Source organism: Frigoribacterium sp. CFBP 13712 (assembly GCF_014842255.1).
Lineage (GTDB): Bacteria > Actinomycetota > Actinomycetes > Actinomycetales > Microbacteriaceae > Frigoribacterium.
In genome coordinates this window covers 55,901-75,291 of the sequence record NZ_JACYVH010000008.1, presented here as the reverse complement: position 1 = coordinate 75,291, position 19,391 = coordinate 55,901, and the positions used below count along the sequence as shown (strand labels likewise).

Genomic DNA, 19,391 nt, shown 5'->3' with positions numbered 1-19,391 from the left:
CCGGCCATCGCCGACCGGCAGGAGGCGCGGGGCATCCGGTCGGTCGCCCCGGCACGACCTGCTCAGTCGACCGGTCCGCTCGGTCGCCCCGGTCCGCTCAGTCGTCCGTCGCAGGAGGCGCGGGTCGGGGATGCCGGATCGTCGCGACCGTCCCGACGACGCAGACAGCAGTCGCGATCACGAGGGCCCCGATCACCAGGCCGCCGAGGACGGACGTACCCCCGTCTCGCACCGCGACGTAGAGACTCTGTGCGACGCAGGACAGCCAGAAGACCGCGCCGATGCCCCACCCCACGGAGGACCCGCGGAAGGTCGGCCACTGAAGTCGCAGCCTGCCCCGCTGCTCTTTCCCGTTCTTCTCCATGCTCACCCCTTCGTCGTCGTCGACCACTTCACCGTACGTCGAGGTCGAGGAGGACTCAAGGAGCCCGGCCTCGACGGCGCACTCGCCAGTCTGAGTGCGAGCCCCGCCGGGTGACGGACGGCAGGTATATCGTTCGGGTATCGCTCGACCCTCGACAGGAGATCATCATGGGCACCTCGCGTACACCCGGTTCTTTCACCGTCGACCTCGACGGGATGTGGCAGGCGATGGACCAGCTGCGCTCGACGTTCGACCGTCGCGACGGCTCGCGCGCCCCGCGCGGCGAGATCCGCACCGCCATCCTCGCGCTGCTCGCCGAGCGGCCGATGCACGGCTACCAGGTCATCCACGAGATCGACGAACGCAGCGGCGGCGACTGGAAGCCCAGCGCCGGCTCGGTCTACCCGACCCTGCAGCTGCTCGCCGACGAGGGTCTGATCGAGGCCGAAGAGACCGAGGGGCGCAAGGTCTACTCGCTCACCGACGCGGGTCGCGCCGCCGCCGGCATCGACTCCGCCGACCCGTGGGCGCCCTCCCGCTCGACCGGCGACCGCCGGACTGCCCTGCCCAAGGCCGGCATCGACCTCGCTCGTGCGACGGCCCAGGTCGGCCGCACCGGCACCTCCGCGCAGGTCGACGAGGCGGTGGCGGTGCTCGACGACGCCCGTCGACGCATCTACTCGATCCTCGCCCGAGACTGACGCGGGTGGCGTCGCCCCGTCTCGACGAGGCCCACCCCGCGGTGCGCGACCGGGCCGGTCGTGCCCGCTACCGCCGCATCCTGCGGTTCGCGTCCCGTCACCTCGCCGTGACCTGGTGGTTCGAGCTCGTGCTGCCCCGGTTCGGTCTGCGCTGGGTCGCCGAGCGCACCCGCGCGAAGCGGATGCAGCGCTTCGCCCGGGGCTTCCACGCGCTCGCGCTCGATCTGGGCGGCCTGATGATCAAGGTCGGCCAGTACCTGTCGTCGCGCCTCGACGTGCTGCCGCCCGAGATCACGAAGGAGCTGGAGGGGCTGCAAGACGAGGTCACGCCCGTCCCGTTCCCCGAGATCCGGGCGCTCGCCGAAGCCGAGCTCGGCATGCCGCTCGACCGCGTCTTCACGTCGGTCTCGCCCGAACCGATCGCCGCGGCCTCCCTCGGTCAGGCGCACCGGGCCACGCTCGGCCCCGTCGACTCGGCCGACACGGGGCTCGTCGACGTCGTGCTCAAGGTGCAGCGACCCGGCATCGACCTCATCGTCGACGTCGACCTCGCCGCCCTCCGCAGGGTCGGCGGCTGGCTCAGTCACGTGCGACTCGTCTACGACCGCGTCGACGCCCCCGCGCTCGTCGAGGAGTTCGCGCGCACCAGCCTGGAGGAGATCGACTACCTCAACGAGGCCGCCAACTCGGCGCGCTTCGCCGCGGACTTCGCCGACGACGACCGCGTGGGGGTGCCCGACGTCGTGTGGGAGCGCTCGACCCGTCGCGTGCTCGTGCTCGAGGACGTCTCGGCGATCAAGATCACCGACGTCGAGGGTCTGCGCGCCGCAGGCATCGACCCCGCCGAGGTCGCGCCGGTCTTCGCCGCCGTGATGTTCGACCAGCTCTTCACCAACGGGTTCTTCCATGCCGATCCGCACCCGGGCAACATCTTCGTCACGCCGATCGCGGCGGCCGACGGCGAACGACCGTGGCGTCTCACGTTCATCGACTTCGGGATGATGGGCGAGGTGCCGACGGGCACGCGCAACGGCCTCCGGCAGCTGCTGATCGCGGCGGCGTCGCGCGACGGCAGCGGCATGGTCGGGGCGATGCGCGACCTCGGGGTGCTGCTGCCCAGCGCCGACACCAACGAGCTCGAACGCGCGGTGAGCGCCACGTTCGCCCGATTCGGCGGCATGGGCTTCGCCGAGTTGCGGCAGGTCGACCCTCGGGAGTACCGCGAGTTCGCGGGTCAGTTCGGCGACCTCATCCGCTCGCTGCCGTTCCAGCTGCCCGAGGACTTCCTGCTCGTCCTGCGGGCGGTGACCCTCACCTCCGGCGTGTCCAGCGCCCTCGACCCCGTCTTCAACCTGTGGGACTCCGTCGAGCCCTACGCCGCGCAGCTGGTGCGCGACGAGCGGGGCAACGCCGTGCAGGACGTCGCCCGTCGGGCGCTCGGAGCCGCGGAGGTGGCGGTCCGGTTGCCGGGACGCCTCGACCACCTGGTCGGTCGCCTCGAAGACGGGACCCTCGAGGTGGGCAGCCCGCGCATCGAGAAGCAGCTGGGGCGCATCGAGCGGACGGCCCGTCGGGTGCTGGCCGCGGTGATCTTCGGCGCGCTGCTCGTCGCGGGGGCGGTGCTGCGCGCCGACGACGACGGGCTCGGCACCGCGCTGATGATCGCGTCGGCGCTGCCGCTGCTGTACGCGCTCTTCGCGGGCCGCCGGCCCTAGCCGCGCGGCGCGTTGCGCGGATGCGTGGCGCTGCGCGGGGCGCGTTGCGCGGATGCGAGCCGCGTCGCACGGGCGCGCGGCGCTGGGCGCTGGGCGTTGCACGGGTGCGGCGGGTTCCTGTCATCCGCGGCGGGTCAGCGCTGACCCGCCCCCGATGACGGGAACCCGCCGCACCTAGCGGTGGCCGCGCTGGCGTCCGTCCGGCCGGGCGTTCAGGGGCGGTAGTCGGCCCGCTCGTCGCCCGTGGGCTGAGGCCCGGGATGCGGCTTGTTCCCCAGCAACGCGCCCATGGCCGTGAGGCCCGCCGCGATTCCCGTCGCGACGTGCTTCAGCACGCTCGCAGCGACCGATCCCGATGTCATGGGGTCCTCTCGGGTTCGGCGATCGTCGCGTCGTCGCCGCGCGACCGCCGACGTCCGCGGTCCTCCGCGCGCAGGACGACGCAGAGCCCGACGAAGCCGGCCCCGAGGAGGAGCGGCGCGAGATAGTAGATCACCCTCATAGTGTGTCGCGGCGAGGGCCTGTGGCCAAGCGATCAGCGGCGGAGAGGCACCGGGCCGCCTGGTTCGGCGGGTTCCTCTCATCCGCGGCGGGTCAGCGCTGACCCGCCCCCGATGACGGGAACCCGCCGCAGTCCTACTCGGCGGCGCTCGGGGCGCTCGGGTCGGGGGCACTCGGGTCGGGGGCGCCGAGCTCGAGGGCGAGCTCCATGCACCTCCAGCGGGCGGGGGAGTAGTCGTAGGGCATCTTGCTGATCGCCTCGGCGGCGCTCATGCGCCTCGGCCCCGCACCGCGACCGTCGGCGTCGACCGCGCCGCCGACCGCGTCATCCCCGGCGGGGTGCAGCTCGTCCCAGGCGTCGAGGATCGCGTCGTCCTCCGCGTCCTGGCCGGACGCCTCGATGGCGGCCTGCAGCGCCTCCTCGAAGGCGTGACGTTCGGCCGCGACCTGCGCCACCCGGGGGTCGTCGACCGCGACCGTGTCGTCGAGGGCCTCTTCGGCGGCGTCGACGCGGTCGGATCCCTCGCGCAGCACGGGGTGGGTGGCCAGGGCGACGAAGCGACCCGCCTGCATCGCGGCGGCGAGCGGACCGAGCATCCGCTCCGTGACCAGCAGGGTGTCCAGATCGTCTCGGCGCACCGAGCCCTCGGGCAGGGACTCGAGACGACCGGCGACGATGTCGTCGAGCAGGCCGAGTCGGCTGCCCCGGGTCCGCATGCGCTGCACCGCGGCCCGCTGTCGCCGCAGCTCCGCCTCCCTGGCGACGAGGGTCGACTCGAGCCTGTCCAGCACCCGCGTGACCTGCGGATCGATGGGAGCACGGTCCCCGTCCGCGCCGCCGTCACCGCCGGCACCGCCGTTCCCGGCGGCATCAGCGTCCCCGCCCGCATCGTCGGCGAAGGCCCCGCGGATGTCCTCCAGGGCGACCCCGGCGTCGGCCATCTTGCGGATCCAGAGCAGCCGGATCATCTCGTCGTATCCGTAGCGTCGTCGGCCGTCCGAGCCGCGCTCGGGCTCGGGCAGCACGCCGATGTCGTGGTAGTGCCTGATCGCCCGGGGGGTGGTGCCGGCGAACGCGGCGGCGTCCCCGATCTTGACCTGACGCGGCGAGACGAACGACGAGAACATGAGCTGAGCCTTCTTCGGTGGGTGGGAGGTGAGTCCACCAGACCACATGACGTTACGGCACCTGCAAGTCGCGCTCGCCGTCCACGCCGCCACCGACTCGACACGCCGCCACCGGATCGGGTGGCGGCGTGTCGAGAACGTGGCGGGATGGCGAGGTCAGCCGGCGGGCGAGGTGAGCTCAACCGGCGGGCGAGGCGAGCTCAGCCGCCGGGCGCAGCCGTCGACCCGCGCGGCATGAACACCGGCCGGAACGTCTGCCGCCGCGCCCCGCCGTCGAGCTCGTCCCCCGGGGTGTGCAGCGCGTCGACGGCGGCGTCGACGATGGCCGCCTCGTCCCACGCGAACGTGCTGAGCTGCGGCTCGACGAGCGGCGCCATCGCGCTGTCGTCGTACCCCAGCACCGACAGCTCGCGCGGCACCTCGAGTCCGACCCGCCGGGCCGCCGCGTAGGCGCCGAACGCGATCGAGTCGCTGAGGCAGAGCAGCGCGGTGGGTCGCGACGTCGAGCGCAGCAGTCGCTCCGTCGCGTCGGCCGCCTCGCCGACCGCGGCGGGTGTCGCGGTGACGGTCACGTCGAGGCCGAGCTCCGAGCCGAGCGAGGTCGCGAGCATCTCGGCCGGTCGCCCGGGGGTGGCGGGCAGCGCGGGGGCGAGCACGCCGACCGTCTGATGGCCGAGCCCGGCGAGGTGCCGCAGACCCGTGCCGACGCCGGACGCGTTGTCGAACAGCACGACGGGGGAGTCGGGGCGGTGGGTGATCGCGTCGCCGATCGACACCACGCGGATCTCGTCGGGCACGTCGGCCCAGTACTCCGCCGACGGGTCGACCGGCAAGACGACCACGCCGTCGACCTGGCGGCTGTTCAGGGCCGCGAGCACCGCCTCCTCGCGGGTGGGCGACGCGTCGACGTCGGCGATCGAGGCGTTCAGCGCGAGGCGGCCGAGCGCACGGCTGAGCATCACGGCGAGATCCTGCTGCCAGAGGTCGCGGAGCGTGCCGACGATCACGACGTTGCTGCTGCGGCCGCCGGCCAGCGCCCGGGCCACCGGGTCGACCGTGTAGCCGAGCTCTGCCGCGACCCGCAGCACCCGGGCCTGCGTCTCGGTCGAGCCGCGCAGCCCGCGAAGCGCGTACGACGTCGCGGACTTCGACAGGCCGGCCGCGTCGGCGACGTCCTGGAGCGTACGACGACGAGGCTCCTTCACCCGCACAGCATACGTGGCAGGGGGTCGCCGCCCCGGGTCGCGCCTCGATCGTTCGCAGAACGGCCAGCGTGCCGCCGCCTTGACAAAACGTGCTGTGAACCGGTTCACTACTCACATGAGTGAACCGGTTCACAGCGAGATGGCCATCGAGGAGGTGCGGGTCGGCGACCCCGCACCCGTCGCGTCGTCCGCCGCCCCGGCTCCGTCGTCGCGGGTCGCCGTCTCGCGCCGCATCGCCTCCGGCCGCACCGACACCCACCAGCACGTCTGGCCCGCCGCCTTCGTCGAGGCCCTGCGCGCCCGCACGATTGAGCCGCGCCTCGTCGACGACTGGACGCTGCTCACCGCCGGCGAGGCCCCCTACGCCGTCGACCCGGCCGCCCACGACGTCGAGCGCCGCCGGGCGCGTGAGATCGCCGAGGGCAAGGACGACGTGCTCGTGTCGCTGTCGAGCCCGCTCGGCATCGAGCACCTGCCGGGCGCCGAGGCTCGCGAGCTGATCGACGTCTGGCACCGCTCCGCCCTCGGACTCGGCGACCCCTTCCGCATCTGGGCGGCGACGCCCGTCGTCGAGCACGACCTCGTCGGGCTCTCCGATATATTGTGCGACGACCGGGTGGTCGGGCTGCAGCTGCCGGCCACGTGCCTCCTCGATCCGGCCGCCGTGCATCGGATGGCCCCCGTGCTCGACGTCGTCGCCGTCTCGGGCAAGCCCGTCATGGTGCACCCCGGGCCGGCGCCGGCCGTCGCCGACACCCCCGCCTGGTGGCCCGCCGTCGTGCCCTACGTGAGTCAGCTGCAGTCGGCCTGGTTCGCCTGGCACCAGGGCGGTCGCATCGCGCACCCGACCCTGCGCATCGTCTTCGTCGCCCTCGCCGGTCTCGCGCCGCTGCACCACGAGCGCCTCGTCGCCCGTGGCGGCGAGTTCGGCTCGGTCGACCCCAACGTGTTCTACGAGACCTCGTCGTACGACACCCGCGCCATCGACGCCGTCGTGCGCGTCGTCGGCGTCGACCCCGTCGTGCACGGCTCCGACCGGCCGTACGCCCAGCCGCGCGACCCCGGGCTCGGTCACGCCTTCACCCACGCCCACGTCCACGCGAACCCCCGCGCCCTGCTGACCGGAGAACCCCGATGACCGTCACCGCTCCCGACTCGACGACCCGCTCCTCCTCGGCTCCCCTCGACGGCGCCGGCGCCGGCGCCGCGTCCGCAGTGCTCGACGCGTCCGCACTGCCCGCAGCGCCCGCCGCGTCCGCCGCGCCCGCCCTGCCCGCACTGCCGGGCCGCGACCTCACCCGCCCCGAGCTGAAGGCGTGGGTCGACGAGATGGCGACCCGCCCCGAGGCCTGGCGCCACCTCGTGCAGCACGGCGGCGGCCAGCGGCACTTCGCCTCGCTGTACCGCGACAGCCACATCGACGTCTGGCTGCTCTGCTGGGACACCACCGACGACACCGGCTGGCACGACCACGACATCTCGTCGGGGGCGGTCGCCGTCGTCGAGGGCGCCGTGAACGAGGCGAACCCCCGCATGGGCGGCGAGGCGGTCAGCCGCGTGGTCGAGGCGGGGCGCTCGTTCCACTTCGGGCCCGACCACATCCACCGCATGGGCGGGCACATCGACGGGTCGGTCTCGATCCACGCGTACTCGCCGCCGCTCTGGCGCATGGGGCAGTACTCGATCGGCTCGAACGGCGTGATGCGCCGCCAGTCGGTCAGCTACGCCGACGAGCTGCGCCCGATGGACGACATCAGCGTCATCGAGCAGTACCGCGACGAGCAGGCGGCGGCCGACGCGCTCGCCGCCCGCGACGCCTAGAGCCCCAGCCGCCCGAGCCCACGCTCGTCGCATCGAGTGGTCCGAAGATGCTCTTCCCCGCTCGAGGAAGAGCATCTTCCGACCACTCGATCCGCAAGGAGGGGCGGCGCGGATGCGCTCGGCCCTACGCGGGGCAGTCGCGGAGGGCCGCCCCGAGCGTCGGCAGCTCGGCCTCCATCCGGGCGATGTCGGCTCCGAGTGGCCGGTCGTCCGTCGACGGGTCGATCAGGGCGACGAGTCGCTCGAACACCGGCCGGAGGCGCGTGCCGGCCACCCGGTCGGGCGCCATCTGCAGGGCGCGCACCGCGGCGAACAGCTCCACCGCGAGCACCGCGCCCGACGAGCGCACCAGGCTGGTCAGGAGGCGCGTGCTCTGGATCGCGAAGCTCGCGTGCTCCTCGAGGCCGAGCGACACGCTGATGCTGGCGTTCGTGACCGGCGTCGCGTCGATGCGCATGTGGGCGAGGGCGTCCTGGGCGACGTACTCGACGATCATCAGGCCCGAGCTCGTCGCGTTCCGTCTCGCGTCGGCGAGGAACGGCGGCAACCCGGTCATGTCGGCCCGCATCAGCAGCCCGAGTCGACTCGTCGACAGGCTGAACACGGGGTGCAGCCCCATGCGGGCCGCGTCGAGCGACCACGCGAGCGTCGCGAGGTGGAACTGCCCGTGGTGCCGCACGCCGTCGTCGACGACGAGCGGGTTCTCGGCCGGGCCGCCGAGCTCGCGGTCGAGAGCGTCGAGCAGCACCCCGAGCGCGGTGCGGGCCGGCGCGTGCACCTGCGGCGAGGCCCTCAGCCCGAAGGGATCCTGGAGGCGCGCCACCGGAAGCGGGTCGCCCTCGACCGCCTCGGTCAGCCAGCGCAGGCGGGCGGCCTCGCGCACCTGCCCGGGATGAGGTCGTGCGGCGTGCACCTGGGCGTCGAACGCCTCGGGCGACCCGCGCAGCGCCCGGAAGCTGAGAGCCGCGACGACCGTGGCGGCGTCGAGCTGGCGGGCGGCGACGTCGGCCGCGAGCGCTGTGGTCGCGAGGGTCACGGCGCTCGAGCTCATGAACGGCAGGGAGTCGGTCTCGGCGAACACCACGGGCGGCACGCCGCCGCTCCGCCACGGGAACTCGCCGATGAGGGTGAGTGCCAGCTCGGCCAGCGCGGTCAGGTCGCCGGTGCCGATCGAACCGGTGCGGTGCAGGGTCGGCAGCGAGTCGTTCCGCACCGCGGCGAGCAGACCCTGCACGACGCCCGGGCTGATGCCCGATCCGCCGGCCAGCAGCTGATTCAGCCGGACGACCAGGGCGGCCCGGGTGACGCGGTCGTCCTCCACCTCGCCGATGCCCGACGCGTGGCTGCGCAGCAGGCGCAGACCGTGGGCCGCCTGCTCGCGGTGCTCCTCCTCCGGGGTGAGGTCGACGGCGTCGTCGACGACCGAGATCCCGCGGTTCGCACCGACACCCGTGTTGGCGCCGTAGACGATGCCGGAGTCGCGCGCGGCAAGCAGGGTGCGATGCGATTCCTCCACCGTCGCCAGGGCGTATCCGGGCACCGACACGCGGGCGCGACGGTCCGCGAGGGCCACGAGATCGGCCACTCGTAACGGAGTGCCGTCTAGGGTGACCGGGGGAAGGTCGTCGCTGGCGTGCATGTCGGTCACTGTGCCTCCCTCGTGTTTCGGTCTCGTAAACAGGCCGTAGCGCTTATTGACGAAGTATTCATCGATTCCGCATGATGAATCAACTTATTCACGAATCGCCGGGAGCGCGCTCCTCAGAGCCCGGCATCGCGACAGGAGAACGCCCCATGATCACCTTCGACGGCGTCAGCAAGGTCTACCCCGACGGGACGGTGGCCGTCGACGGTCTCGACCTCGAACTGCCCACCGGCGAACTGACCGTGTTCGTGGGTCCGTCGGGCTGCGGCAAGACGACGTCGCTGCGGATGATCAACCGCATGGTGGAGCCCACGAAGGGCCGCGTCCTGATCGACGGGAAGGACGTCGCGACCGGCGACGCGGCGTCGCTCCGCCGCGGGATCGGCTACGTCATCCAGGCCGCGGGGCTGTTCCCGCACCGCACGATCGTCGAGAACATCATGACCGTGCCCGGCCTCGTCGGCACGAGCAAGAAGAAGGCGCGCTCGACGGCCGTAGAGCTCATGGAGCGCGTCGGGCTCTCCGAGTCGATGGCCGACCGCTACCCCGTGCAGCTCTCGGGTGGCCAGCAGCAGCGCGTCGGCGTCGCCCGGGCGCTCGCCGCCGACCCGCCCGTGATGATCATGGACGAGCCGTTCAGCGCCGTCGACCCCATCGTGCGCGAGGGTCTGCAGGCCGAGTTCCTCCGTCTGCAGCGCGACCTGGGCAAGACCATCGCCATGGTCACCCACGACATCGACGAGGCCATCAAGATGGGCGACCGGGTCGCCGTCTTCCGTGAGGGCGGGCACCTCGCCCAGTTCGCCACACCCCGCGAGCTCCTCTCGAACCCCGCCGACGACTTCGTGGCCGGCTTCGTGGGTCGCGACCGCGGGTTCCGCAGCCTGTCGTTCGACTCCGCCGCCGGTCTCGAGGTCGAGCCGGTCTCGGTGGCGCAGGCCGGGCCCGAGCGCCTCGTGCTCGACGACGCCGGTCGTCCGCTCGGCTGGACGGGCCCCGGCCTCGGCTCCGAGACCGCTCCCACGCACCCGGGCGGCTGGTACACCAGCAGCGACTCGCTCCGACTCGTCACCGACCTGGCGATCACGTCGCCGGTCGGCATCGTCATCCGCGTCGACGAGCACGGGGTCGTCGACGGCGTGATCCGTCACACCAGCCTGATGAAGCAGCTGGAGGCGCGCCGTCGTCGCGAGGTGGACGTCGCGTGATCCAGTACCTCCAGAACAACGGGCCGGTCATCCAGGCCGCCCTGTCGCAGCACGTGTACCTCGCGCTTCTGCCCGTGCTGCTCGGCATCGTGGTGTCGCTGCCGATCGGCTATCTGGCCGTGCGCTTCAACTTCCTGTACCACCCGCTGCTCAACCTCAGCGGCATCCTCTACGCCGTCCCGTCGCTGGCGCTGATCGTGCTGGTGCCGTCGATCCTCGGCATCCGCATCCTCGACCCGCTCAACATCATCGTCGCGCTGACCGTCTACACGGTCGCCCTGCTCGTCAGGGTCGTCGCCGACGGTCTCAAGTCGGTCGACCCGCTGGTCGCCGAGGCGGCCTCGGCGATGGGGTACCGGCGCCTGCGTCGTCTCGTCAGCGTCGAGCTCCCGATCGCGCTGCCCGTCATGCTGGCCGGCCTCCGGGTCGCGACCGTCGCCAACGTCAGCCTCGTCAGCGTGGGCGCCCTGATCGGCGTCGGCGGTCTCGGCACGCTCTTCACCCGCGGGCAGCAGCTCAACTACGCTCCGCCGATCATCGTCGGCATCGTGCTCTCGGTCGTGCTCGCCGCGATCCTCGACGGCATCATCGTGCTGATCCAGCGTCGTGCGACGCCCTGGGTCCGAGCGGCAGGGAGGATCGCCTCGTGAACGACGGTCTCCTCTCGTACCTGCTCGACGGCGACAACTGGCAGTTCGGCGCCACCGGTTCCATCCCGTCGCTGATCCTCACGCACCTCTGGTACACGATCCAGGCGGTCGCCGTGGCGGCGGCCATCGCCCTCCCGCTCGGTCTGTACATCGGGCACACCGGCAAGCTCTCGTTCATCGCGATCAACGCGGCGAACGCCGGCCGGTCGCTGCCGACCCTGGGTCTGATCATCCTGCTGGTCGTGCTGATGGGGCGCGGGTTCCTGCCCGTGCTGATCGCCCTGGTGATCCTGGCCATCCCGCCCATCCTCACGACGACCTACGCCGGCATCCGCGCCGTCGATCCGGCGGCCATCGACGCGGCCAAGGGCATGGGCATGCGCCCGATGCAGGTGCTCTTCAAGCTCGAGGTGCCGATGGCGCTGCCGCTCATCTCGAGCGGTCTGCGCAACGCGCTCCTCCAGGTGATCGCCACGTCGACCGTCGCGGCCTACGTCGGCATCGGCGGCCTCGGCCGTCTGCTCGTCGACGGCATCGCCCTGAACGCCTACGAGCGCGTCGTCGCCGGCGCCGTCGTCGTCGCGGCGCTCGCCATCGTCGTCGACCTGATCGCCGCGGTGATCCAGCGCTCCGTCATCTCGCCCGGCCTCACCGGCCGACGCGTCACCCGCCGTACCACCAAGACCGTCCCCGCACCCTCCACCTCACCCGCCCCGACCGGACAGCCCGGTCCCGGCACCCGAACGAAAGCCCCCACATCATGAAGAAGAAGAACCTCCTCGGCGCCGTCGGCGTCCTCGGCGTCGGCATGCTCGTGCTCGCCGGCTGCTCCGACCCCACCGAGTCGACCGGCGGCTCGGCCTCCGGCGACAGCGAGACGATCACCGTCGGCTCCGCGAACTTCCCCGAGAGCGAGCTGCTCGCCGAGATGTACGCGCAGGTCCTCGAGGCCAACGGCGTCGACGTCGAGCGCAGCTTCAACATCGGCGCCCGCGAGGTCTACCTCCAGGCCCTCGAAGACGGCTCGATCGACCTCCTCCCCGAGTACAACGGCGCCCTGCTCGCCGCGCTCTCCGACGACGGCGCGCCCGAGGGCGTCACCTCGCCCGACGACGTCTACGACGCTCTGCAGGACGTCCTCCCCGAGGGCATCGTCTCGCTGCCGCAGTCCGACGCCGAAGACAAGGACACGCTCAGCGTGACCAGCGAGACCGCCGACGAGTACGACCTCGAGACCATCGAGGACCTCGAGCCCGTCGCCGACCAGCTCCGCATCGCGGCCGGCCCCGAGTTCGCCGAGCGCATCCAGGGCATCAAGGGCCTCGAGTCCGAGTACGGCCTGACCTTCAAGGAGTTCGTGCCCCTCGACGCCGGCGGGCCGCTGACCCTCGCCGCCCTGACCGACGGCGACGTCGAGGTCGCGAACATCTTCTCGACCGACTCGGCCATCGAGACGAACGACCTCGTCACCCTCGAGGACACCAAGCAGCTGTTCCTCTCGGAGAACATCCTCCCGATCGTCCGCGAGGACAAGAGCGACGACACCGTCGAGGACGCCCTCAACTCCGTGTCCGAGGCGCTGACCACCGAGAACCTGACCGAGTACCTCGCCAAGGTCCAGGTCGACAAGCAGGACTCGGCGAGCGTCGCCAAGGAGTTCCTNCCCGCATCACGGCACCATCCGCGTCACCGCAGCACCCGCACCACCGCACCACCGCACGACCACAACCGAACAGCCCCGACCGGTGCCCCTCAGCGGGCACGCGGCGACTCGTCGCGCCCGCACGGCGTGCCGCGCGACGTCGCCGCCTCCTCCTGAACCGCAGATCGACCTCGAACGGAAGCCCCCTCGTGACCCTCGACACCGAGACCACCGGCACCACCGCCTCCTCCACCACCGGCACCGACGCGACCGGCGCCGCCGACGCGACCCGCGCCTCCTCGGGGCCCCGCCCGGTCCGCGCCCCGCGCGGCACCGAGCTCAGCTGCCTCGGCTGGCAGCAGGAGGCCGCGCTGCGCATGCTGATGAACAACCTCGACCCCGAGGTCGCCGAGCACCCCGACGACCTCGTCGTCTACGGCGGCACGGGCAAGGCCGCCCGCAGCTGGGAGGCGTTCGACGCGATGGTCGAGACGCTGAAGACCCTGAAGGACGACGAGACGATGCTCGTGCAGTCGGGCAAGCCGGTCGGCGTGTTCCGCACGAACGAGTGGTCGCCGCGCGTGCTGATCGCGAACTCGAACCTGGTGGGCGACTGGGCCAACTGGGAGGACTTCCGCAAGCTCGATGCCATGGGCCTGATGATGTACGGCCAGATGACGGCCGGCTCGTGGATCTACATCGGCACGCAGGGCATCCTCCAGGGCACCTACGAGACGTTCTCGGCGGTCGCGAACGCCGACTTCGGCGGCACCCTGGCCGGCACGATCACGCTGACCGCGGGCGTCGGGGGCATGGGAGGCGCGCAGCCGCTGGCCGTGACGATGAACGACGGCGTCGCGATCTGCATCGACGTCGACCGCACGCGCATCGACCGCCGGGTCGAGCACCGATACCTCGACGTCGCCGCGTCGAGCCTCGACGAGGCGCTCGAGCTGGCGATCGCCGCCCGTGACGAGAAGCGCCCCCTCTCGATCGGCGTCGTCGGGAACGCCGCCGAGATGGTGCCCGAGCTGCTGGCCCGCAAGGCCCCGATCGACATCGTCACCGACCAGACCTCGGCGCACGACCCCCTGTCGTACCTGCCGATCGGCACCCGCTTCGAGGACATGGCCGCCGAGGCCGCGGCCGATCCCGCCGACTTCACCCGCCGCTCGCAGGCCGCCATGCGCGCCCATGTCGAGGCGATGGTCGGGTTCCAGGACGCCGGGGCGGTCGTCTTCGACTACGGCAACAGCATCCGCGGCGAGGCCCGCACGGCCGGCTACGACCGCGCCTTCGCGTTCCCCGGCTTCGTGCCTGCCTACATCCGCCCGCTGTTCGCCGAGGGCAAGGGCCCGTTCCGCTGGGCGGCGCTCTCGGGCGACCCCGCCGACATCGCGGCGACCGACAAGGCGATCCTCGAGCTGTTCCCCGAGAACGAGTCGCTGAAGAAGTGGATCACCATGGCGGGCGAGCGCGTCGCGTTCCAGGGGCTGCCGGCGCGCATCTGCTGGCTCGGCTACGGCGAGCGTCACCTCGCCGGGCTGAAGTTCAACGAGATGGTCGCGTCGGGCGAGCTGTCGGCGCCGATCGTGATCGGTCGCGACCACCTCGACTCCGGCTCGGTCGCGTCGCCGTACCGCGAGACGGAGGCCATGCTCGACGGCTCGGACGCCATCGCCGACTGGCCGCTGCTGAACGCGATGGTCAACGTCGCGTCGGGAGCCACCTGGGTGTCGATCCACCAGGGCGGAGGCGTCGGCATGGGCCGATCGATCCACGCCGGTCAGGTGATCGTCGCCGACGGCACCGATCTCGCCGCCGAGAAGCTCGGCCGCGTGCTCGTCGCCGACCCCGGCATGGGCGTCATCCGCCACGCGGATGCCGGCTACGAGATCGCGATCGACGTCGCCGCCGAGCGCGGCGTGCGCGTGCCGATGCAGGAGCACCGCGGCAGCCGAGGAGGCGCGGGTCGGGTCTCCGAGGATGCCGCCGGCGAGAAACCCGCGACCGAGAGCGCTGCGACCGAGAGCTTCGCGGGCGACACCGCCGAGGGCACCGTCGATGGCCCCCGCCCGTAGCGGGGCGACGGCCGACCGCCCGCTGCTGCGCGCCTCCTTCGACGGGGTCTGGAGCGACCTCGAGGGCGTCGGTCGCGACCCGCGCTCGGGCGGCTACGACCGCTTCTCGTGGACGGGCGTCGACCTGGGCCTGCGCGAGTGGTTCGCCGCCGAGGCGACCCGTCGCGGGCTCGAGGTCGAGGTCGACCGCAACGGCAACCAGTGGGCCTGGTGGGGCGCGCCGGCCGACGGTGCCGTCGTCACCGGCAGTCACCTCGACAGCGTGCCCGGCGGCGGGGCGTTCGACGGGCCGCTCGGCGTCGTCAGCGCACTGCTCGCGGTCGACGCGCTGAAGGCGGCGGGCGTCGTGCCCGTGCGCCCGCTCGCCGTGGTCAACTTCGTCGAGGAGGAGGGCGCCCGCTTCGGTCTCGCGTGCCTCGGCTCGCGCCTGATGACCGGCGCCGTCGACTCGTCGCACGCCCTGTCGCTCACCGACGACGACGGCACGACGCTGGCCGACGCGATGTCCGCGGCCGGTCACGCGCCCGAGCACGTCGGTCTCGACGAGACCGCGCTGGCGCGCATCGGCGTCTTCGTCGAGCTGCACGTCGAGCAGGGTCGCCACCTGGCGCTCGGCGACGAGTCGGTGGGCGTCGCGAGCTCGATCTGGCCGCACGGCCGCTGGCACTTCTGCTTCGAGGGCGAGGGCAACCACGCCGGCACCACCCGGCTCGACGATCGCCACGACCCGATGCTGCCGTTCGCCGAGGTCGTCGGCGCCGCCCGCCGTCTCGCCGTCGAGGCGCAGGCGGTCACCACGTTCGGGCGCGTACGCGTCGAACCGAACGGCACGAACGCGATCCCGTCGCGGGTCGACGCCTGGCTCGACGCCCGCGGGGCCGATCAGGGCGGTGTCGTCCGTCTGGTCGACGACCTGCAGCGGATCGCCGAGGAGGCGGCGGCCGGCCACGGCGTCGGCCTCACCGTCACCCGCGACAGCTTCACCCCCGTGGTCGACTTCGACGCCTCGCTGAGCGATCGGCTGCGGTCGTCGCTCGGAGCGGCGTCGATCAGCGCGCCGACCCTGCCGACGGCCGCCGGGCACGACGCGGGGATCCTCGCGTCGCGGGTGCCGACGGCCATGCTGTTCGTGCGGAACCCGACCGGCATCAGCCACAGCCCCGTCGAGCACGCCGAGGCGGACGACTGCGTGGACGGCGTCGAGGCCCTGACGGTGGTGCTGCGCGACCTGCTCGTCGCACCGCTCGAGGTCGTGCCCGCCGCGGGCGGACAGCCCGGGGCCGGGGCCCGGCGATGACCGGCGCCGGCACGTCGACGTTCTGGGCCGAGCATCTGTGGACCGGGGTCGGCGACATCCGGCACGGCGCGGTCGTCGAGGTCGTGGGCGACCGGATCGTGTCGGTGGTCGACGACGTGGCCGCGCCTCCCACCGGTTCGATCGAGCTGCGCGGCGTGACGCTGCCGGGTCTCGTCAACGCCCATTCGCACGCGTTCCACCGGGCGCTGCGGGGGCGGACCCAGGTCGGCAGCGGCAGCTTCTGGACCTGGCGCGACGTCATGTACTCGGTCGCCGGGCGGCTGACGCCCGAGAACTACGAGACCCTGGCCACGGCCGTCTTCACCGAGATGGTGCTCGCCGGGGTGACGACGGTGGGCGAGTTCCACTACGTGCATCACACCGCCGACGGCACGCCGCACGACGACCCGCTCGCCATGTCGCGGGCGCTCGCCCGGGCCGCCGCGACGGCGGGCATCCGCCTGACGCTGCTCGACACCTGCTACCTGGTGGGCGGGTTCGCACCGGCGTCCGAGCCAGCCGCCGAGTCGGATGCCGAGCCGGCCGACGACCCCTCCGCCGAGCCGGCCGACGACCCCTCCGCCGAGCCGGTCGTCGACCCCTCCGCCGAGCCGGTGCACGTGCCGCTCTCGCCGGCGCAGATCCGCTTCGGCGACGGCACGGTCGCGGCCTGGGCCGAACGGGCGACCGCCGTGCGCGAGGCGCTCAGCGGCCCGACCGTCGTCGTCGGCGCGGCCGTGCACTCGGTGCGAGCCGTGCCCGAACGAGACCTGGCCACGGTCGCCGGGTGGGCTCGTGGGCGCGACGCCCCGCTGCACGTGCACGTCTCCGAGCAGCCGGCCGAGAATGCGGACTGCGCGCGCCTCCTCGGCTCCACCCCCGTCGCGCTGCTGCGCCGACACGGCGTGCTCGACCACCGGGCCACCGCCGTGCACGCCACCCACCTGACCGAAGACGACGTCGCCGATCTCGCGGCCGGCGACGCCTGGGCCTGCTTCTGCGTCACGACCGAGCGCGATCTCGCTGACGGCGTCGGCCCCGCGGGCGAGCTGGTCGAGGCGGGCGTGCCGCTCACCGTCGGCAGCGACAGCCACGCCGTCATCGATCTGTTCGAGGAGGCGCGGGGCATCGAGACCGGACAGCGTCTCGTCAGCAACCGGCGCGGCTGGTTCGGCGCCGCACGGCTGATGTCCGCCGCGACCGTCGAGGGCGCCCGTTCGCTCGGCTGGGACGACGCGGGGCTGCTCGAACCCGGAGCCCTCGCCGACCTCGTGACGGTGTCGCTCGACTCGGTGCGCCTGGCCGACGCTCGGCGCGATTCGCTGCTCGAGTCGATCGTGTTCGGCGCCACGGCGGCCGACGTGTCGACCGTCGTGGTCGGGGGCGAGATCGTCGTGCGCGACGGGGTGCATGCGCGGGTCGCCTCCCCGGGTGCCGCCCTGCGGTCGGCGATCGAGGCGGTGCTGCCGCCTGTGGACGAGCCCCTGTCAACCCTCCGAGAGGATCCCTCCGCATGACCGTCACCGCCCTGACCGGCATCTCGCAGCTGGTCACGAACGACCCCGTGCACGAGTACGCCGAGGCGTCGAGCGGGCCGCTCGATGTCGTGCTCGACGCCGCCGTGGTGATGGACGGCGATCGGGTGCGGTGGACGGGCCCGGCCACGCGCCTCCCCTCGGGCGTCGACCAGGTCGTCGACCTCGGCGGGCGGGCCGTCGTGCCCGGCTTCGTCGACAGTCACAACCACCTCGCGTTCGCGGGCGACCGGTCCGACGAGTTCGCGGCGCGGATGGCGGGGGAGTCGTACTCGGCCGGCGGCATCCGCAGCACCGTGGCGCACACGCGGGCGGCGAGCGACACCGACCTGGCGCGATCGGTGCGGCGTCTCGCCGACGAGGCCCTGCGGCAGGGCACCACGACGCTCGAGAGCAAGTCGGGCTACGGGCTCAGCATCGACGACGAGCGGCGGAGCCTCGAGGCCGTCCGCACCGTGACGACCGAGTCGACCTTCCTGGGGGCGCACGTCGTGCCGGCCGAGTTCGCGGGGCGGGCCGACGACTACGTCGCGCTGGTCATGGGCGAGATGCTCGACGCGTGCGCGCCGCTGGCGACGTGGATCGACGTGTTCTGCGACGTCGGCGCGTTCGACGTCGATCAGACGCGGGCGATCCTCACGGCGGGGATGGCGGCGGGGCTGACGCCGCGCCTCCATGCCGGTCAGCTGGCGCCGGGTGGCGGGATCCAGCTCGCGGTGGAGCTAGGGGCCGCGTCGGCCGATCATGTGACCTACGCGAGCGACGAGGACGTGGAGGCGCTGGCCGGGTCCACGACGGTGGCCACCCTGCTGCCCGGGGCCGAGTTCTCGACCCGAGCCGTCTACCCCGACGCGCGGCGACTGCTCTCGGCCGGGGCCACGGTGGCCCTGGCGGCGGACTGCAACCCCGGGTCGAGCTACACGACGAGCCTGCCGTTCTGCATCGCGGTCGCCGTGCGCGACATGCGGATGACCCCGGCCGAGGCGCTCTGGTCGGCGACCGCCGGGGGAGCGGCCGCCCTGCGCCGCACCGACGTCGGACGCCTCGCGGTGGGTGCGGCGGCAGACCTGATCGTGCTCGACGCGCCGTCGTACGTGCACCTGGCGTACCGGCCGGGGGTGCCGCTGGTCGAGGCGGTCTGGCGCGGCGGGGAGCGCGTGTCGGGGCGGGCGTTCTGATGGGGAGCGAGGGGGCTGCCGGCGAGCCGTCTGTGCTGCGGGCGTCGGCCCGGGACGTCGTACCGTGGCGGAACGGGGCCGGGACGACGACCGTCGTAGCCGAGGGCCCGCCCGCAGAGGGCGGACCTGCGACCGAGCCGGCCTGGCGGATCAGCATCGCGACGATCGACCGTTCGGCCCCGTTCTCGGAGTTCGCCGGAGTCGATCGCCTGCTGATGCCCCTGTCACCCGCCGGTCTCGATCTCGTGATCGACGGGCGGCGGGTGCGCGGCGAGGCGTTCGACGTGCTCCCCTTCGCGGGCGAGTCGGCCGTCGAGGCCGTCGACGTGCGGGGGACGGGCCTCGACCTCAACCTGATGACGGGGCGAGGTTCGGCCGCCGGCACGCTCGTCGCGCGGCACCTCGACGGCGAGCTGACGCTCCGCTCGCCCGGCTCGCCCGGCTCGCCCGCCTCGCCTTCGTCCTGGACGGTGGCGGTGGTCGTCGAGGGAGACGTCTCGTCGCCGGCTCACGGCGCGCTGGCCTTGCACGACGCGGTCGTCATCCCCTCAGGAGGTGCGGTGCAGCTCACCGGCCGGGCCGCGGTGATCGCGCTGGCCGTGATCGAGCCGACCCGCGCCTCCTAGGTGGTGTGCGTGCTCTCGGGCTATTACGCGTGAGTGCGTAATAGCCGCGCGCGGATCTGCCTGCCCCTTCGAGCCCCGGGCCCCTAGCCCGAGG

18 protein-coding genes and 1 pseudogene are annotated in these 19,391 nt (G+C 72.9%); 13 read left to right on the top strand and 6 right to left on the bottom strand.

Annotation, left to right across the window (positions count from 1 at the left end; genetic code table 11):
- Positions 1-97 precede the first annotated feature (97 nt).
- Positions 98-364 carry a hypothetical protein gene (locus tag IFT51_RS12955; RefSeq protein ID WP_192061497.1) on the bottom strand — a complete coding sequence of 89 codons (267 nt, stop codon included), beginning with the start codon at positions 362-364 and terminating at the stop codon, positions 98-100.
- Positions 365-531: 167 nt separating this feature from the next.
- On the opposite strand from IFT51_RS12955, the gene IFT51_RS12950 reads away from it, so the two are divergent.
- Complete coding sequence (locus IFT51_RS12950) at positions 532-1,065, top strand: PadR family transcriptional regulator (protein WP_244637286.1); 534 nt, start codon at positions 532-534, stop codon at positions 1,063-1,065.
- A 5-nt stretch (positions 1,066-1,070) separates the two neighbouring features.
- Positions 1,071-2,780, top strand: a complete 1,710-nt coding sequence (locus IFT51_RS12945; protein WP_192061496.1) for an AarF/UbiB family protein — start codon at positions 1,071-1,073, stop codon at positions 2,778-2,780.
- A 212-nt stretch (positions 2,781-2,992) separates the two neighbouring features.
- Here the strand turns inward: IFT51_RS12945 and IFT51_RS12940 are convergent, their stop codons facing one another.
- The 4 genes from IFT51_RS12940 to IFT51_RS12925 all read right to left on the bottom strand — a co-directional run bounded on the left by IFT51_RS12940 (position 2,993) and on the right by IFT51_RS12925 (position 5,614).
- On the bottom strand, positions 2,993-3,142 hold the full coding sequence (locus IFT51_RS12940; protein WP_192061495.1) for a hypothetical protein: 150 nt from the start codon (positions 3,140-3,142) through the stop codon (positions 2,993-2,995).
- A complete protein-coding gene (locus IFT51_RS12935) occupies positions 3,139-3,276 on the bottom strand; it encodes a hypothetical protein (protein WP_192061494.1) in 138 nt (45 codons plus the stop codon). Before IFT51_RS12935 ends, IFT51_RS12940 begins: the two co-directional genes overlap by 4 nt.
- Before the next feature lie 140 nt (positions 3,277-3,416).
- On the bottom strand, positions 3,417-4,409 hold the full coding sequence (locus tag IFT51_RS12930; RefSeq protein WP_192061493.1) for a MerR family transcriptional regulator: 993 nt from the start codon (positions 4,407-4,409) through the stop codon (positions 3,417-3,419).
- Between the two features lie 200 nt (positions 4,410-4,609).
- Entirely contained in the window at positions 4,610-5,614 is a 1,005-nt protein-coding gene (locus tag IFT51_RS12925) for a substrate-binding domain-containing protein (protein ID WP_192061492.1), read from the bottom strand.
- A 115-nt stretch (positions 5,615-5,729) separates the two neighbouring features.
- Between IFT51_RS12925 and IFT51_RS12920 the strand changes: the two genes are divergently transcribed.
- The gene (locus IFT51_RS12920) at positions 5,730-6,752 is read left to right on the top strand and encodes an amidohydrolase (protein WP_244637285.1); all 1,023 of its coding nucleotides are present in this window, start codon (positions 5,730-5,732) and stop codon (positions 6,750-6,752) included.
- Positions 6,749-7,435, top strand: a complete 687-nt coding sequence (locus IFT51_RS12915; protein ID WP_192061491.1) for a cysteine dioxygenase family protein — start codon at positions 6,749-6,751, stop codon at positions 7,433-7,435. Before IFT51_RS12920 ends, IFT51_RS12915 begins: the two co-directional genes overlap by 4 nt.
- Before the next feature lie 124 nt (positions 7,436-7,559).
- Here the strand turns inward: IFT51_RS12915 and IFT51_RS12910 are convergent, their stop codons facing one another.
- Positions 7,560-9,074: an aromatic amino acid ammonia-lyase gene (locus IFT51_RS12910; RefSeq protein ID WP_192061529.1), complete on the bottom strand. Its 1,515-nt coding sequence runs from the start codon at positions 9,072-9,074 to the stop codon at positions 7,560-7,562.
- A 155-nt stretch (positions 9,075-9,229) separates the two neighbouring features.
- Between IFT51_RS12910 and IFT51_RS12905 the strand changes: the two genes are divergently transcribed.
- The 9 genes and pseudogenes from IFT51_RS12905 to IFT51_RS12865 all read left to right on the top strand — a co-directional run bounded on the left by IFT51_RS12905 (position 9,230) and on the right by IFT51_RS12865 (position 19,297).
- Positions 9,230-10,288: an ABC transporter ATP-binding protein gene (locus IFT51_RS12905; protein WP_192061490.1), complete on the top strand. Its 1,059-nt coding sequence runs from the start codon at positions 9,230-9,232 to the stop codon at positions 10,286-10,288.
- Positions 10,285-10,938 (top strand): ABC transporter permease, encoded by a 654-nt coding sequence (locus tag IFT51_RS12900; protein ID WP_192061489.1) that lies wholly within the window; start codon positions 10,285-10,287, stop codon positions 10,936-10,938. The genes IFT51_RS12905 and IFT51_RS12900 overlap by 4 nt, the downstream gene beginning before the upstream one ends.
- Entirely contained in the window at positions 10,935-11,702 is a 768-nt protein-coding gene (locus tag IFT51_RS12895) for an ABC transporter permease (RefSeq protein ID WP_192061488.1), read from the top strand. Before IFT51_RS12900 ends, IFT51_RS12895 begins: the two co-directional genes overlap by 4 nt.
- Positions 11,699-12,600: pseudogene (locus tag IFT51_RS12890) on the top strand (glycine betaine ABC transporter substrate-binding protein); the annotation flags it as partial. The gene IFT51_RS12895 and the pseudogene IFT51_RS12890, both read left to right, overlap by 4 nt.
- A gap of 189 nt (positions 12,601-12,789) precedes the next feature.
- On the top strand, positions 12,790-14,661 hold the full coding sequence (hutU, locus tag IFT51_RS12885; protein ID WP_192061487.1) for a urocanate hydratase: 1,872 nt from the start codon (positions 12,790-12,792) through the stop codon (positions 14,659-14,661).
- A complete protein-coding gene (locus IFT51_RS12880; RefSeq protein WP_192061486.1) occupies positions 14,645-15,958 on the top strand; it encodes an allantoate amidohydrolase in 1,314 nt (437 codons plus the stop codon). The genes hutU and IFT51_RS12880 overlap by 17 nt, the downstream gene beginning before the upstream one ends.
- Positions 15,955-17,475 carry a formimidoylglutamate deiminase gene (locus tag IFT51_RS12875; RefSeq protein WP_192061485.1) on the top strand — a complete coding sequence of 507 codons (1,521 nt, stop codon included), beginning with the start codon at positions 15,955-15,957 and terminating at the stop codon, positions 17,473-17,475. The genes IFT51_RS12880 and IFT51_RS12875 overlap by 4 nt, the downstream gene beginning before the upstream one ends.
- The gene (gene hutI / locus IFT51_RS12870; RefSeq protein WP_192061484.1) at positions 17,472-18,671 is read left to right on the top strand and encodes an imidazolonepropionase; all 1,200 of its coding nucleotides are present in this window, start codon (positions 17,472-17,474) and stop codon (positions 18,669-18,671) included. Before IFT51_RS12875 ends, hutI begins: the two co-directional genes overlap by 4 nt.
- Positions 18,671-19,297: a HutD family protein gene (locus IFT51_RS12865; protein ID WP_192061483.1), complete on the top strand. Its 627-nt coding sequence runs from the start codon at positions 18,671-18,673 to the stop codon at positions 19,295-19,297. Before hutI ends, IFT51_RS12865 begins: the two co-directional genes overlap by 1 nt.
- Positions 19,298-19,391 lie beyond the last annotated feature (94 nt).